The sequence below is a fragment of the Mycobacterium sp. genome, from assembly GCF_032159775.1.
Taxonomy (GTDB): domain Bacteria; phylum Actinomycetota; class Actinomycetes; order Mycobacteriales; family Mycobacteriaceae; genus Mycobacterium.
The window spans coordinates 35,478-51,578 of the sequence record NZ_JAVHWK010000018.1; the positions used below are offsets into that span (position 1 = coordinate 35,478).

At 62.6% G+C, this 16,101-nt stretch carries 13 protein-coding genes; 6 read left to right on the forward strand and 7 right to left on the reverse strand.

Annotated elements, in window-relative coordinates; translation table 11 throughout:
* Positions 1–175 precede the first annotated feature (175 nt).
* Positions 176–469: a DUF4193 family protein gene (locus QOJ24_RS01745; protein ID WP_526258498.1), complete on the forward strand. Its 294-nt coding sequence runs from the start codon at positions 176–178 to the stop codon at positions 467–469.
* 12 nt (positions 470–481) lie between these two features.
* Here QOJ24_RS01745 and QOJ24_RS01750 read toward each other — a convergent pair whose 3' ends face one another.
* Positions 482–787: a hypothetical protein gene (locus QOJ24_RS01750; protein WP_526258500.1), complete on the reverse strand. Its 306-nt coding sequence runs from the start codon at positions 785–787 to the stop codon at positions 482–484.
* The gene (locus tag QOJ24_RS01755) at positions 745–1,290 is read right to left on the reverse strand and encodes an ABC transporter permease (protein ID WP_526258502.1); all 546 of its coding nucleotides are present in this window, start codon (positions 1,288–1,290) and stop codon (positions 745–747) included. Before QOJ24_RS01755 ends, QOJ24_RS01750 begins: the two co-directional genes overlap by 43 nt.
* Before the next feature lie 991 nt (positions 1,291–2,281).
* Between QOJ24_RS01755 and QOJ24_RS01760 the strand changes: the two genes are divergently transcribed.
* Complete coding sequence (locus QOJ24_RS01760; protein WP_526258504.1) at positions 2,282–3,091, forward strand: alpha/beta fold hydrolase; 810 nt, start codon at positions 2,282–2,284, stop codon at positions 3,089–3,091.
* A 398-nt stretch (positions 3,092–3,489) separates the two neighbouring features.
* On the forward strand, positions 3,490–4,284 hold the full coding sequence (locus tag QOJ24_RS01765) for an SDR family NAD(P)-dependent oxidoreductase (protein WP_526258506.1): 795 nt from the start codon (positions 3,490–3,492) through the stop codon (positions 4,282–4,284).
* 118 nt (positions 4,285–4,402) lie between these two features.
* Here QOJ24_RS01765 and QOJ24_RS01770 read toward each other — a convergent pair whose 3' ends face one another.
* Together QOJ24_RS01770 and QOJ24_RS01775 are read right to left on the reverse strand one after the other, a co-directional pair.
* A complete protein-coding gene (locus tag QOJ24_RS01770) occupies positions 4,403–5,497 on the reverse strand; it encodes a HAMP domain-containing protein (protein ID WP_526258508.1) in 1,095 nt (364 codons plus the stop codon).
* A gap of 266 nt (positions 5,498–5,763) precedes the next feature.
* Positions 5,764–7,059: a cytochrome P450 gene (locus QOJ24_RS01775; protein ID WP_526258510.1), complete on the reverse strand. Its 1,296-nt coding sequence runs from the start codon at positions 7,057–7,059 to the stop codon at positions 5,764–5,766.
* Between the two features lie 650 nt (positions 7,060–7,709).
* On the opposite strand from QOJ24_RS01775, the gene QOJ24_RS01780 reads away from it, so the two are divergent.
* Positions 7,710–8,252: a TetR/AcrR family transcriptional regulator gene (locus tag QOJ24_RS01780; protein ID WP_526258512.1), complete on the forward strand. Its 543-nt coding sequence runs from the start codon at positions 7,710–7,712 to the stop codon at positions 8,250–8,252.
* Positions 8,253–8,646: 394 nt separating this feature from the next.
* Positions 8,647–10,323, forward strand: coding sequence for an FAD-dependent oxidoreductase (locus tag QOJ24_RS01785; protein WP_526258514.1), 1,677 nt, complete (start codon positions 8,647–8,649; stop codon positions 10,321–10,323).
* A 225-nt stretch (positions 10,324–10,548) separates the two neighbouring features.
* On the opposite strand, the gene QOJ24_RS01790 is transcribed toward QOJ24_RS01785, so the two are convergent.
* Both QOJ24_RS01790 and QOJ24_RS01795 read right to left on the reverse strand, forming a co-directional pair.
* Positions 10,549–11,439, reverse strand: a complete 891-nt coding sequence (locus QOJ24_RS01790) for an alpha/beta hydrolase (protein ID WP_526258549.1) — start codon at positions 11,437–11,439, stop codon at positions 10,549–10,551.
* 6 nt (positions 11,440–11,445) lie between these two features.
* A complete protein-coding gene (locus QOJ24_RS01795; RefSeq protein WP_526258551.1) occupies positions 11,446–12,366 on the reverse strand; it encodes an SDR family oxidoreductase in 921 nt (306 codons plus the stop codon).
* An 826-nt stretch (positions 12,367–13,192) separates the two neighbouring features.
* Here QOJ24_RS01795 and QOJ24_RS01800 point away from each other — a divergent pair.
* Positions 13,193–14,035 carry a hypothetical protein gene (locus tag QOJ24_RS01800; RefSeq protein ID WP_526258516.1) on the forward strand — a complete coding sequence of 281 codons (843 nt, stop codon included), beginning with the start codon at positions 13,193–13,195 and terminating at the stop codon, positions 14,033–14,035.
* 421 nt (positions 14,036–14,456) lie between these two features.
* Here the strand turns inward: QOJ24_RS01800 and QOJ24_RS01805 are convergent, their stop codons facing one another.
* Positions 14,457–16,001, reverse strand: coding sequence for an adenylate/guanylate cyclase domain-containing protein (locus QOJ24_RS01805; RefSeq protein WP_526258518.1), 1,545 nt, complete (start codon positions 15,999–16,001; stop codon positions 14,457–14,459).
* Positions 16,002–16,101: the final 100 nt, after the last annotated feature.

Sequence of the window (16,101 nt, forward strand, 5' to 3'; positions counted from 1 at the left end):
GGTACCCGCAGATTTGAATACCTACCCTCGGGCGCCGCAACGGCCATGTGGACGCGATGGGCAAGACGTCATCATGTCGTAACTGCCGTTTCAGGGTTCGAATCGCGTCGTTCGGGGAACAGCGTGGGCACTCGCGGCGTTGCCTCGACGACGGACCTGAAAGGGAGGATCCCTCATGGCTACGGACTATGACGCCCCACGTACGAAGAACGCCGATGACACCGCTGACGAGTCGCTCGAGGAACTGGCCGCCACTCGGCGGGCTGCGGTCGACACGGCGGTGATCGACGAAGACGAGGCGGTTGATTCGTTCGACCTGCCCGACCCGGACATCGCCGAGGAACTGTCCGTTCGCATCATTCCCCGGCAGGCGAACGAATTCACCTGCTCGTCGTGCTTCCTGGTGCAGCACCGCAACCGGATTGCGCTTCAGCGCGGCGACCAGCAGGTGTGCATCGATTGCGTGTGACGATCGACCGCATCAACGTCTGAGGCGCCACCGCGTGACGCCGGCGAATAGCATGGCAAGCACTCCCAACATGGCCATGTTCCCTTGCCACGCCGACGAGGCGTGCTGCCAATGCGAATCGTTCGCAATCCCCGCGACGAGGTTGGTCAGATCGGCCGCCGACGCATTTGCCGCGAAGCCCCATCGTCCCGGCGTGAGCCAGGCAAGGGCCTCCATCAGCGGTCGGTCCGTCACCGGGATGAAGCCGCCCGCGAGCACCAGTTGCGCCATCAGCGTCATCGCCAACAACACGATGACCTGATCGCCGGTCCGCGCCACAGCCGAACCCGCAAGCCCCAAACGACGGCCGCTACGCCCGTCGCCGCGACACCGACGAACAACTCGAAGATCGGGCTGCCCAAAACCACTGCATGCGACGGGCCCGGCTTGCCGATCGCAGGCGCCGTGACGATCAGAACCAGGATCGCAGATTGAACCACGGCGACCGCGCTGAAGACGATCGTCTTCGCGAGCAGGTATGCCGACGCCGACAAGCCCGCCGCCTGTTCGCGACGGAAGACAGTGCGTTCGCCGACCAGGTCGCGGACGGTGAGTGTGGTTCCCATCAGGATCGCCGCGAAGCTTGTCAGCGCGACGATGTGCTTGGCTTCGAATGGTGGTGCGCCAAGCGATGGCATGTGGCTCACGCCTGCGTGGCCGGTGACCGTCAGCGGCAGCAGACCGACGATGAACGGCAACAAAGCGAGAAAGGCGACATAGCCGCGGTTGGCCATGAGCAGGCGGACCTGGCGACGTGCGACCGTCGACCCTTGGCGCCTCACTCCTGCACGTCCCGGTTCGACCTTCGGCGCAGCGGACGCGACACGGAACACCGTGTCCGCGGCATCAACGGGGGGTGTCGCGGAGCGCAGGCGTGCGGTGTTTTTCCAACGCGGCCCGGTCAACGCCGGATTGGCCGGGCCCCCCGAAGTTGATGAACAGGGTTCGAATCCTCTTGCGAGGATCCGGCGCGGTAAGTTTGATCAACGCGAGAGTTATTTGTGCGTCACGCGGGCGGTATAGCCCAAGGGAATTGAGCTGTCGCGCAATCGAATCCATCAGCACACTCGACCCAGTCCAATGTGGGGGTGTCCGCCGCTTCGGCGAGCTGATCGACATGGGTGTCAGGCGCAGTGGTGTCGGCGGTGGTGGGCGCGGGCAACCCCGTCCCTGCTGCGGCCATGATGGCCACCGCCAGCAGGATTGCGCGACGTGAGCGAGATGAGTTCACTGGCTGCCAGCACTCGATGACGTGGCGCCGGAGGACGAATTCGAACCCGTCGGCTCTGTGGACTTGGCAGACGGGTCCGTGCCGCACGCTGCGACGTCCGTAAGAGCTGCGGCCGCGCCAGTTGCGCCGGTCACTACGAGTAGTTTACGGCGGTTGAAGGCCATAGCGCGCACTGTATAAGGGTTGAGAGGCCCAATTTTCATGCTTCCCAGATTGATTCATGTGTCCCACTGCGTCGTCTCGCATGTTCAGTCTGTCGATATTTGGTCCGCCTCTCGACGAGAAGTCGATCGGAATTCGTTGGAGTAAAATGCAATTCGTCTGTGCTGCCGGCTACAGCGGGACAAGAAGCCCGCGAATTTCTTCATGCCTCGCCATTTTGGTGGGTAGAGGGCGGCCTGCACGTGTGTCCGTCGAAAGCCGGCAAGACAACCTCGACATTCGGCTCCACTCGGGGAGCGGTCGTGACAAGATTTTCACGCACCGCGATCCGGCCGAACGGTCGTGGGTCCAAAGCCAGCGCAAAGGACCTTATTATGCGAATGACGAGGACCGGTATAGGCGACCCCCGCTTGATCTTCGTACACGGCTTCGCCTGCGATGGCACAGATTGGCAGGCTCAGCGCGAGTCGCTCGCGAGGAGGACCACCGTCATCGTGTGCGAGTTGCCGGGGCATGGGTCCAGCCCGGGCACATCAGCCGAATGCACCATCGCGGCATACGGCGCTGCGGTAGCGAAAACTATGGCGGAGCTGCCGTCACGGCCGGCAATCCTCGTGGGCCACAGCATGGGCTGCCGCGTCGTCTTGGAGGCCAACAGGGTGCAGCCCAACGCCGTGTTGGGGTTGGTACTCGTGGACGGCAGCCGAATGAGCAGCGGTGATCCCATCGCGGCCGTGCAAGCCATGGCCGATGAACTCGCAGGGGCCGGCTACCGGCGTTTCGTGCGACAGTTCTTCGAATCGATGTTCTTTCCTTCGAGCGACCCCGCTCTCGCCAGGGCGATCACCGAGCGCGGGCTGCGTTTCCCCACCGGATTGGGCAGGACCCTGATGGCGGACTTGGCCCGTTGGGATGCCGGCGAAATGGAGAGCGCTCTTGGTTCTGTCGATGTCCCGCTGCTCGCTATCCAGAGCACGACGCTCGACTCCGCACGCCAGCGGGTATCACTCGAACCGGGCCTGAGCTCACCGTGGCTAGAACTCGTCAGCGCGCACGTGCCGCAGGCCAGCATCGAGATGCTGCACGGCTACAGCCACTTCCCGCAGATAGAACTAGCCGATGAGGTTACGGCCCTGATCGCCGACTGCGCTTGGCCGGGCAGCCACCAATACGTTTGTCGACGCTCTTGACCTCGCTCATGGCGTCGGCACGGCGTGGGCTAGCCAAGGAATCTTTCGCACCCGGATTGTGTCACTTTTCTGGCCCATAGGCGGCTCGGCCCAAGACAGGCGAGTTCGCTTCAGCCCTGGGTCTATGTGAAGAATTCGTCCCCGTAAGAGCGGAGGACCGGACCCGACGCCAACACCAGCTCGGCGGCCAGGCCCATATGCCGACGGTGGTAACGGTCTATCTTCAACCTCGAGACACCAATGCCGCCAGTCGGACTCGAACGGACACTGGGCGGTTTTGAGCTTGGACCGTCCCGGACACGCGGCGATGAGTAACGTCACGCTCATGTACGAGAAACCGCGTTTGCGGGGGTACCAATCATCCAGCGGATGGATTCAGGAGAATCCTGGCCTTCGTCATGCAACTGAAGGATAAGGTCGCGCTCGTCGTCGGTGCGAGCCAGGGATCCGGTCGTGCCTACGTGGTTGCGCTCGCCCGCGAAGGCGCCCAGGTGATCGCGGCCGCCCGCACGCTGACCAAGGCCTCCGAACCTGATTCGACATCCACACTCGAAGGAATTGCGCGCGAGGCGGCGCGTGAAGGGCTCGCCGTCGACACGATCGCCTGTGATGTGAAACGCGACGCTGACGTACGCAACATGGTCGAACGGACGGTCGCCAGTCACGGCCGAATCGACGTCGTGGTCTTCGCTGTCGGCATCTATCCGCGTCACGACGCACTCGCGATCACCGCCGAGGAATGGGACCGGGTGATGGACGTGAACGTCCGCGGTGCCTACTATCTTGTCCGCTCGGTGGTACCGCACATGATTGCACAGGGCTCGGGCAGCATCGTTCTACTCACCTCTGCGTGCGCCGAAACTACTGGCGGAACTTCCGGACACCAGGATCTGTTGATGTATGGCATGTCCAAGGCGGCGGTGAACCGCCTTACGACATGGTTCGCCGACGAGTTCCGCCCGCATGGAATCGCTGTCAATGCCTTCAGCCCAGGTACCACGTTGACCCAGACCATGCGTCGGCTCTATCCCGAGAGATACGAAGAGCACCTCAAAACCGGGTTCGGAAACATTCCGACACCTGAGGTCCTCGGTCCGCCGATCATCTACCTTGCCCAACAGAGCGCGAAGACACTCACCGGCCAGATCCTCCACATGAACACCTTCGGAAGCGGATGGGGGCCAAGCGAATAAGGCATGCAGCTTCTTGCGCAGACCCGACCGTCATCCCCGGAGACCTGACCTCAGGGCCCCCCAACCGCCAGGGTAGCGCCTGAGTCGATGTATTTCGCCCGCCCTGCAATGACTTTCGCTAACACAGATCTAGAAGCCTCTTGAGGAGAACCACTTTCGGACCACATTCGCGGCCCGGCTGGGGAATATTCCACGCAGACCGAGTTGTTGGATCGTCGGCGACGGTCCCGCGCGGTACGATCGCTCCGAAGCTAACTCGTATAGTTTTCAGATCGTGCAATCGATATTTCCGTGTTGGAGGCAGTGCCCCCACCGGGACTCGAACCCAGACTGTGCGCGGATAGGCAACCATCCGGTTGAAACCGCGCTGTAGGCGGCCGATCTCAGAGCGCTCGTACACCCCGACGTAGGTCCCCAGTCGCTCTTGTTCGACGTCTGCCATGGCATCGACGACCTCGCAGACCGGATCTGATATCGATCGGGATATAAGAATCATGATAGGTAATCCCAAGACCACCGCCGCAAGCGAAACCACCAGCACCGGAATACCAACTGGAGCGGTTTTTTCAATGATCCAGCCGCGGGGCTGAATGATGACGATTACCGCGATCACCCCGAGGGGCAACCCACCGGACAACAACCACATGACGACGAGGCGCGCGAGCACCCCGGGGGCCGTCACGCCCTCCCCAGATCCTGCGGTGGCGGCGATTATCACGGGACGAAGGGTTCTTTGGGTGAGCAGAAGGCCCGTTCCGGCCGCCGCGCTTGCGCCGACTGCGATGCCCAGCAGGCACGGCACTGCGAAACCCATGCCGCCATTGCGATTTAGCAGGATGAAAATGGTGCCGGCGGCCGCCCACGTCGCCGCCAACATCGCCGATTGGCGAGTGATTAGGCTCAATGCCGCACGTCGTTGGCCAGGACTCGGTTCGCTGCCCGCGACGTACCAGCGCAGCGTCGGCGCTAGATTGACCAGGGCGCCGACCGCCGTGACGATCGTTCCGAGCACCGCCAGCGCCACGGCCAGGATCACGTTGTGAAGCGTCAGATAGTCCTGCGCCCCGCTGGTGGTGTGGCCGCTGAGCGGTATCAAAATGGCCGCCGACTGAGTGAGGGCGATGATGTGGGCGAGTACCAGGCCGGCTGCATAGTGGGTTGACAACCTCTGGCTGTTGGCACGGCCGTGCGGCTGACCCGTCACCACGGCCACCGTGCCGTCGTGTCTGGGCGCCAGCTGTTCATCCTGCGGGTACGAGGCCTCGAGTGTCTCGAGCTACCTTGGGATGACCCGCTTCGAGGGTGTCGGTTACCTCTACCCATGCCAAACTCCCACCGCGACAGCGTCGGTCGCCCGCGCCTCGATATTCCGATGCCAATGCGACGTTAACGGGCGGCGGCCGCGCAGCCCGCGAAGACCACGCCTGTAACGCACTGCAGCGTTAGCTAGATACCTAGCACCGCGGGTATGGACCAGACTCAACTGCAGTGCAACTTGACTGGCAAATGCGTCGGCCCACGCAGCGAGCTGTTGGTCGACCAAGTGGTCGGGCCGACGGCAGTGATACGAGTGACGCGCTCGACGAGTTCACGCAACACCGCTTGCGCCTCCATGCGTGCCAGAGGAGCTCCGACGCACATGTGTGCGCCATAGCCGAAGCCGATATGCATGCGCGGGTTGCGGTCTGCGCGATATTCGTCAGGATCGTCGAAGACGAGCGGATCGCGGTTGGCTGCACCGAAAGACAGGAGCACGCGTGCGCCGGCGGGAATGGTTACCTCGCCGACCTTGTAGTCCTCGCGCGTATAGCGGTAGAGGTTCTGGATAGGGCTGGAGATCCGGAGCTGTTCCTCGACGGCGATGGGAATGAGATCGGGATTGGCGCGGATGAGATCGTATTGGTCGGGGTTTTGGGCCAACGTGTCGAACATGCCACCGAGTAGATTGGTAGTCGTCTCGTTACCGGCGATGAGCAGCAATAGGGCAACGTAGAACAATTGATCGTCGGTCAGGGTGCCTTCGGTGTTGTGTTCCAGCAGCCGCCCAAGCATGGTGTCCGAATCTTTGAGCTCACCGGAGGCGAGGTGTCGCAGGAAATAGCTTCGTAGGGCGAGGACTGCGCGCATCGAGTTCGCGGTCTCGACAACACCTTTGGGTGTCGGTGAGAAATTGATGATTCGAACACTGTTTTCTGACCAACGTCTAAAGTCGGCGATGTCGGTGTCTGGTACCCCCAGGATCGCTGCAATGAGACGCATCGGCATTGGTATCGCAAGCCGTTCAACCACGTCGCAACCGGGCTCATCGATCACCTTAGACACCAGTTCGGCTGCAAGTTTGTCCGTTATTTCCTGCCAGTTTTCCAGCGCGCCGCGGGTGAAGCCGGGCTGGACCTGCTTACGTAGTCGGGCGTGCTGGTCGCCGTCGGTGAGCACTAAAAGGTCGGCCGCCATCCTCACTCGCGTTACGCCCCGGGCGCTGGTGACCTGATCCGTGTCGCGTAACGCCGCGCGGACGTCATTGAGTCGGCTGAGGATCCAAGTGGCACGTTTGGGGTTGTAGTGCACGCGCCCGCTGCGGTGCAGCGCTCGGTAGGCTTCGTGCGGTTGAGCCGCGGTGGCGGCGTCCAGGGGGTCGTAGTCGGTGTTGACCGCGCCAGTCCAGCCTCGATAGCCCTGCCGGTGCGTGCGGATCGCCCCGGTGAGATTCATTTGGACGGCGCTGCCAAGCGGTTTAAGTAATGTAACGATGCCGCGCGGGCTGTTCACCGCCATGACCGTCGCACCTTTCGTCCGTTAGTAAAGAACGCAAAGGTCTCGGGTCGGCGAGGCGGTACCGTGCGGGTCGGAGTGAAAAGTGTTGTGCGCCAAAGCAAGGGTCTCCTCAAGCTCGCGGATGCACGGGCATGCAGGTCGGGTGGGCGCATGCCAACCGGAAGTGATGGCGCTCCACCGTCATGCCCAGGTTCGGCGCTGGTGCCCGTATCGTCAACGGTGCGACACGAAGTTGAAAGGCCCGTTCGGATTTTACTCAGGAAGCGTTTCGCATCAACACCATCTGACCAGCGCGTTCTCTTATCGAATCCTGTCCAGAATTCTCACAACGATAAAGCCGTTTTGGCCTTGTCGCTCGAAGAAGGCTGTATGTGCGCAAGCTTATTCTGCAGAACAGGGACCTCGGGACGTGCACTTGCCGGTGGGGGTGCCGGGTTCGATGTGCCCGCCCTGAGCTCGTCTGATGTCGCCATGCGTCGTGGGCTCCTGTAAGCATCACGGCCGTCAAGTGCGCGGGTCGAGGTTGCGAGACCCAATGGGGGATAGTTTGATGATTTCTCACGACAGGCGTGTGAGCCGGTGAAGCACTCAAGATAATTCTCAACGCGAGAACGCGAATTTATCTGTCGGCTGGACGGGGACAAGGTGTCATGACACGTGAGGATTGGTTGGTCGGCCGCGACCGAGGCAGCGAAGCCGCCGACCGGATCTACGACGCGGCCGCAGAGCTGGTCTCGCGGAAAGGATTCGAGGCGTTCACGATTGAGGCACTGGCCGCCATAGTGCATTGTTCGCCGGCAACGATCTATCGTCACGCGGGCGGCAAGGCCGCGATCCGTGAAGCCGTGACCATGCGCACCTCCTCACGAATCGTCGGGTTAGTGCGTGAGGCGATCAAGGGTTTACAAGGCACTGAGCGTGTAGTCACGGCGATAATGGTTGCGCTAGAGCACATCCGCGCCGAGCCGCTCGGTGACCTGATGATGGGTTCGATCCGGCCGACCCACGAGGGCGAATGGTTGACAGCCTCGCCGGGTGTGGCCCGGCTGGCTCAGGAAGTGCTCGGTTCCGACGACCCGTTGGCGGCGCAGTGGTTGCTGCGGGTAACCCTGGCGCTGTGGTACTGGCCAGCCGAGGACCGTGAAATCGAGCACGCGCTTGTGAGACGCTTCGTTGGCCCATCGTTTAGCTAGCGCGAGCAGCCGCAATCGGGGGTTCTCCGCGTTCGCGCACTCGGTGGCTCCAGCTGCGTCTGCCAGTCCTAAACTTGTCTTTCGCAGCATGAGAGAAAACTCTAGAGATTTCTCACCCATCTGTGCAGGTGCAGCCGGTACGAGCTGTCGGGCAGGTGGCTGACCGGTGTCGAACCCCCTTTCAACCTCGTGGCGCCTCGTTGACGGTGTCATCAGGTGTCACCAAGCTGATCTGGATGATGACAGTGCAGCGTTCACGCGAGGCTGGCGTCGGCGGTCGGTGGCGGCCGTCGATCGTCGCAGTGGGTAGCTATGCCGTGACGACTCGACCGTGGCGACGCGGTGGGCAGACAGCCCTGCAGGCATTGGTTTGCCCGAGATCAGGGGCCCCGCTTTGGCTTTCGTGATAACCCAGAGATGCTGCAACGATGCCAGCTGCGTGTCGGTGTGCCCAGTCGATTGCATCCGCCCCTCGCCGGATGACCCCGAATTCAACACGACCGAGATGCTGCACATCGATCCGGAAGCCTGCGTCGACTGCGGCGCATGCGTACCTGTCTGCCCGACCAGCGCGATCCGCTACGAGGTCGATCTGACTGAACCGTTCAAGCGATACAAAGACATCAACGCCGCCTACTTCGAGCGGCACCCGCTGCACGCAGATCCTCGACGATTAGATGAGAGGCCCTCACGTCCACCCAACGAACTGGGGACCCTGCGGGTCGCGATCGTCGGCGCCGGACCGGCCGCATGCTATGCGGCCGACGAGCTGTTGGCCCGGGCCAACGTCGAGATCGAGTTGCTGGACAGGCTGCCTACGCCGTACGGGCTCATTCGCGGCGGCGTGGCACCGGATCACTCCCAGACTAAGGATGTGGGTCTGACCTTCGGGGCGAGATTCGTGACAGACGCGGTGGGTTTGCACCTCAACGTCGAAGTCGGTAAGCACCTCACGCATGAAGAGCTGATGCGCCACCACCACGCCGTCATCTACGCCGTCGGCGCATTCGAGGAGCGCCGGCTCGACATACCCGGTGAGGATCTGCCCGGAAGCCATCCCGCCTCCGAGTTCGTCGCGTGGTACAACGGGCATCCCGATTACGCCGATATGACATTCGATCTGTCCGGACAGCGCGCGGTGGTAATCGGAAACGGCAACGTCGCCTTGGATGTGGCGCGAATCTTGCTCCTCGACCCCGACGAATTGCAGACCACCGATATCGCAGACTATGCGCTGGACGCTCTGCGACGCAGCAACATTCGGGAGGTCTTGCTTCTGGGACGACGCGGGCCACTGCAGGCGGCCTACTCATCATCGGAGTTTCTCGCCTTCAACCACCTGCCGGGGGTGGACGTCGTGCTCGATGAGCGCGAGCTGAACCTCGACCCGACCAGCCGAGCCCAGATCGAAGATCCCGCGCTGGAACCGGCGCTCGCCCTAAAAGTGAGGCTTGCCGAGGAGTTCGCGCGCCGTCCGCTGGACCCGCACACCAAGCGCGTCGTATTCCGCTACTGCGTTTCCCCGGTCGAAATTCAAGGGACCGACCGCGTTGAGGGAGTGCGGATCACCGCCAACGAGCTCGTCGACATTGACGGCGCAATCAAGGCTGTCGCGACCGACCAGACCGAGGAGATCGAGGCATCATTGGTGCTGCGCTCAGTGGGCTTCCGGGGCAGGCCACTGCCCGGCCTGCCATTCGATGAGCATCGCGGAATCATCCCCAACGACCGCGGCCGGGTGATCGCCGAAGACGGGCAGCCGATCACAGGCGTTTACGTCGCCGGATGGATCAAGCGTGGCGCTAATGGCACGATCGGTACCAACAAGCACTGCGCCGGCGAGACGGTCACAAACATCATGGAGGACTTCATCTCCGGCAGGCTCCGCCGACCCGACGGCGATCGGCGCTCGCTGCAGCAACTGCTCGCAGTGCGTCAGCCGAAACTGATTTCGGGCGACGGCTGGCACGCCATCGACCAAGCCGAACGCCGCCGTGGTCAATCCTCCGGACGTCCGCGGGTCAAGTTCACCGACCCAGCCGAGATGGTTGAGATCGCCAGGAGCCCTTAAAGCTTGTGGTGCCGCGACATTAGTGACCGCGCTTAGCGGTCCAAGTACTTGAGCGGCAACATCGAACACCGCGCGACATCACACTCGCCAGGCCCGTACGGAGAGCCATCCTGGCACTCGCTACCTATGCGCCCAGATCCTCAGTGTGATTGCCGCGTCAGTCGACCATGACGACATGCAGCTTGGAGTTGAGCTGAGGTTTCCCTGACGAAACAGCGCTAAGCTTCAGCTAGAGAATGCTTTTCGTAGAGCCTCGCACTGGCGGTCGAAAAATGCACGTGATACTCCGGCAGTTGGTGCGACAATGTCGAATCCATGGAAAGCGCCGGTGACGGTGTCAAGGTCGCATGCGACACCCGCGTCCTTGAGGCGGCGCGCATACTCGACGTTCTCGTCATGCAGCGGATCGAGGGTGCCGACGCCGATCCACGCGGGCGGTAGGCCAGAGAGATCGTCTTGCCGCGAGGGCACAGCGACTTGCGGATCGGCGCCGCATAGATAAGCGGTCCATCCCAACCGATTGCTGTTGGGGCTCCAGAGCCGATAACGCCGATCTCTGATGCCGGGGCGATCGCTGGAGCGATCATCCACCATCGGATACACCAGGAGCTGAAATAGCGGGACCAATTCGCCGCGGTCGCGAGCCAACAGAGCAAGCGCCGCCGCCAAGCCGCCGCCGGCGCTTGCGCCGCCGATGGCGACCCGCGCGGGATCGATGCCGGGCAAGCGAGTCAGCCACGCAAACGCTTCATAGCAGTCCTCCAGGGCCGCCGGATAAGGGTGTTTAGGCGCGAGGCGGTAATCGACGGCGATGACCGGGACGCCTAGCCGGTGGGCGAAGCGGCGGCACAGCCGGTCGTCCTGCGCTGCCGATCCGATGACGTATCCGCCACCGTGGATCCACAGCAGCGCGGCGCCCGCGTTGTCAGTGTGCTGAGGCCGGTGCAGCCGCACGTTGATTCCGCTGGGCAGAGCAGCCACTTCGACATTCTTCGAGAAACGCAGTGTCTGTAATCGCGTGAGCGCGCGAATAACTGGCAGAGTGCGGCGAGTGTAGGGTCCGCCTGGCAGCACGCGCGCAATCCCACGCAAGTCGGGATGAAACTCCTGGCCCATCGGCATTCAGACCGGGAAGGTGATGCCAGTCAGTTCCTCAGCTATCCCCCACAGTCGCTTCTGGACGGCCTCGTCGTAGGACTTAGCACTGGATTTAACTAGGGTAGGGAAACCCCGAAGTTCAAAAGGTCCATCCGGACCCCAATACTGGCCCCCACGCACCTGAGGATCAGTGGCCGCCAACAACTGAGGCAGCGCGCCCTTCGCGGGATCCTGGCCCACCAATGGGCCGAACCACCTCATCAGGGGCGCGACCGGCTTCCACACGTGGCGTATCAGCTCGGAATCGGTAAACCCGGGGTGGGCGGCAACCGCGATGGTCGGCACATCGGCGGTAGCCAACCGCCGCTGCAGTTCATAGCAGAACATCAGGTTGGCCAGCTTCGACTGAGCATAGGCAGCACCGCGGTTGTACCGGCGCTCCCACTGCAGATCATCGAAATGTATTGCACCGCCGAGCTTGTGAGCGTTGCTGCTGACGACGACGATCCGTGAGCCATCGATGGAAACAAGATTATCGAGCAGAAGCCCAGTGAGAGCGAAATGACCGAGATAGTTTGTGCCGAACTGCAATTCGAATCCGTCCAGTGTCACCCGCTTCGGAGGAACCATCACTCCGGCGTTATTTATCAGCAGGTCGATGCGCGGATATGCGGCGCGCAAGTCCTCAACCGCTGCACGCACAGACCGCAGGCTTCCGAGGTCGAGCGGCTGAATAGAGACGTCGGCACGAGGCGCTGTATTCAGGATCCGGTCCCGTGCAGCTCTCCCCTTTTCTGTGTCGCGAACTGCGAGCACCACACAGGCTCCACGCTCCGCTAGAACCCGAGCGGTGTCGAAGCCGAGGCCGGTATTGGAGCCCGTGACGATCGCCACCCGCCCTGTCTGGTCGGGCACATCCGCCTCGGTCCACTTGCTTGCTGACATGGGAGATGATCGCTCTCTGTCGTTGAGAGGCAAATATCCTCGTCGTTGACCCTTTCCGGTGGGCAGCGACGAATCGCCACCGCCGGGTTTCAGGTTGGGTGGTGGCTTATGCAACGTCAACGATGTGGCAGGAAGTTGAAAGGCCAGCTCTGGCGCTGTCCGGGACTCCCTTCGCACGCAAGCCATTTGAACAGGCGGTTTGCCGATTAGTCGAGCCAGAAGTTTCTCATCGTGATAAGACGAGTTTGCAGAGAGCTGGAGAAGCGCTCACTTTGATGGGTTAAGACGGGGATGGTTGGCATCACGACGTAAGCATCTGACTTCCGTTGCAGCCGGCCCCATTTGAGTCTCCCGGTTCATACCAAGGGTGAGCCGAATGAGTGCCGATTGTTCAAGCCTCGAGGGTCGCGCGGGAATCGTGTTCTTCAAATTAATCGCAAGTACTTGATACCATGACGCGAGGAAGCGATGATTACGCGTCAGATGTGGGCTGCCGCGCCCATTTAGGAATAGGTAACATGTTGCTAGGTAACAACTCTCGGCTCGCCGTGATTCGATCCGATCGGCGTTTAGGCGGGAAGCCCACCCATGTGGCATCGTCTTCACCGTCGTGATTAGCGTGATAAGGGCGGTTGAAGGACCTCCGACCCTTCCGCCGGGTAGCACGGTCACTGTCGGACGATCTACGTTGGCAATTCCTTTCGGAACAGGGCACGTCGTGCCTGCGAACTGGTACTTCCCGAGCGGACCCCAAACACCCACTCGGCTGATCTACCTACAACACGGCTTCCTCGCCAGCGCCCCGCTCTACAGCTACACAGCGGCAGTGCTCGCCCAGCAGACCAATAGCGTCGTTATCACCCCGTCGTTGACGTCGAATCTCTTCGCCAGCGACGCCGCCTGGTTGGGCGAGATGACGTTGCAACGCGCGGTGGCCGACCTGTTCGCGGGTAGCCGGGCGCCACTCACCGCCAGCGCGACCTTCGCGGCGGGAAGCTCCGTGACGCTGCCGCAACGCTTCGTGCTCGCCGGCCATTCCATGGGCGGTGGCCTCGTCGCAGCCGCCGCCGGTTTCTGCGTCGACAACGGAGCAATCACGGATCTGGCCGGCGTGATGCTGTTCGACGCGGTCTCGCTTAACAACGCACTGCCGACAGCTCTGGCAAAGCTCACTGGCGTCAACAACCGACCGGTGCTGCTGATTACCGAACCCAAGCACTTTTGGAACCAGCTCGGCGATGTCAGCGGCTACTTGGTCCAGGCGCGACCCAACCAGTTCGTGGGAGTTTCGCTAGTCGGAGGTTCGCACATCGATGCGATGCAAAGCGGAAACGTTCTGATTCAGAAGGCAGCACAACTGTTTACTGGCTTCTCGCTTCCGCAAAACGTCGAAGCAATACAGACAATCTCCGCCGGATGGATCAACGACATGTTCGCGGGCACCCGCGAAGGCATCTACGGTGCGCCCGGGACGCCGATCCAGATTTCAACCAGTGCTGGGACTGCTACTGCCTTCGTACTTCCGGCGCCACCCAATCGCACGTCGCCCGCAAGTGTGCTGCTGCAAACGGTCCTTGATGCCGCGCCCCGTGCGTTCTTCAGCTACGCGCCGCGTCTCTGGGCATCTCGCCGGAACGCCGCGGTGCTCCGCGCGACCAAGCGCGACTAGGGCGATTAGGCGGCTTCCTAGGGCAGTTCGGATACGTGCGCCGACTTGCCCTACCGGCAGACGGGCGCTATGGCTGCCGGGGCTCGGATCCAATCCGCATTAGTCGGCTCGCTGGTGCATCGAGTCCAGCCTCTTTCGTCATCTGCTCTTCGATCGACACACGCACGTAGCCTTGCCGACCGATTTTTAAGAACGGGCGAGCCGCTTCCGACGACTAGGCGAAACCGTTCGCTGCGGATCCTAAAACAGACTGCAGCAGAACGTAATCCGCCGTTGCCGGTACGCCCTCGGTACGACGTCGGTACGGCCTAGAATCGCACCCGGACGCCGCGTTGACGCCGCGACGAGACGCACGGCCGGCCCGTTAGCTCGCCGCGAGGTCACCTCGGCGCAGCACCTCCGCGCGTGCTGACCTCGGTAGCTATTTATCTCCGACGTTGGCCGGGGCGAGGCGCGCCATCCCGCGAAGTATCCACGGTGTTCGCTTTGCCATCACCGCTATAGCGCGGTCCGACCGGAGCATCGCCGTACGTGGTCCAGGGGTCGACGTTGACGCCAGTTCCGCCTCGGCCGATCCCACCCGCGCGCCGTAAGGATCGACTGCTAAGAGTTGCCAGCTGCCGGGCACGCCGCGCAACTCGACGCTGCCGCGGTCCTCGAACCCCGTGCCCGAGCCGACAACCAGGTCGCAGACTGTGCGGGACACGAGGATTTCGCCGGCTCCCGCCTGACCAAGGATCCGCGCCGCGATGTGCACTGCGATCCCGCCGATGTCGGTGTCCAGTAGTTCGCACTCGCCGGTATGGATGCCCACACGGATCTCGAGGCCCAGTGTTTCGGCGTCGGCGCGTAAGGCCTCGGCGCAACGGATGGCCTGTGTCGGGCCGTCGAACGTGATGAGGTGCCCGTCACCCGTGCCCTTCACCACCGTGCCGCCAAAACGTTCCGCGAGTCCGGCTGTGATCTCACCGAAGCGCTGGAGCATCGCCCGCCACCGCTCGTCGCCCGTCGCGGCGGCACGTTCCGTCGACGCGACGATATCGGTGAACAACACGGTGCGCAGGGCGCGATGTGCCTGCAGCGGTGGCGCATGGCTGCCGGTGAGGAACTCCTCAATCCCGGTCAGAATCCTGTCGGGATCGGTGAACTGGGGCGCGTGGTCGACGCCTTCGACCTCGAGCAACCGCGCGCCAGGGATGTGGTCAGCGAGGTACCGGCCTAACTGCACCGGGGCGGCGGGGTCGTCGCGGGCATGGATGACAAGGGTTGGCACGGTGATTGTCGGCAGGATCGGCCGGACGTCGATTTGGAACATCGCTGCGAGGGTCGCCCGAGCCATCCCCGGGCTTGCGCTCATGCGCTCCAACATTCCCAGCTGGCGTATCGACCGGACCGACGGCATTACACACTTGAGTGCCGAACCGCTGCCCCACGCCGAGCGGACGGCGAGGCCGAATTCCTGCATGCGGACAATCTGCTCCGTCGACGGCGTGTAATCCTCACCGAGCTCCGGTAGAACGCGCGCCCGCACCTCGTCCGCATCGCGCTCGATGTCGTCCCACCCGACTGGCATAACTGAGAACGTGCTGGCGAGGACCAACGCCCGCGTTCGCTCTGGTCGACTTGCCGCGAAGACGATGGCGGCTGGGCCACCCTCGCTCAGCGCGAAGAGGACAGCCGTTCCGAAGCCGACGGCATCCATGACGGCCTCGATCTCGGCTGCTCGATCATCCAGCGAGCGAACTCGCGGGACCGGGTCGGACAGCCCGACCCCGGCCTTATCGAATACGAGGACACGACAAAACGTTGCGAGCTGATCGAAGAACGCCTTGAATTCGGGCTGGGTCCAGAACAACTCCACGTGGGTGGCGAACGGCCCGGCGATTACCAGGTCGATGGGCCCCTCGCCGAACACCTGATAGGCGAGGCTGAGATCGCCGCACGACGCGTACGACGTTTCCGGCACGGCAGTCAGCGTACTGCTGCCGGGCACTACGACTCCCGGCTTTGGCGCAGGTCCGTGGCCGCACTTGTAGAAGACATGTTGACACTCTTCGAGCGGTCAA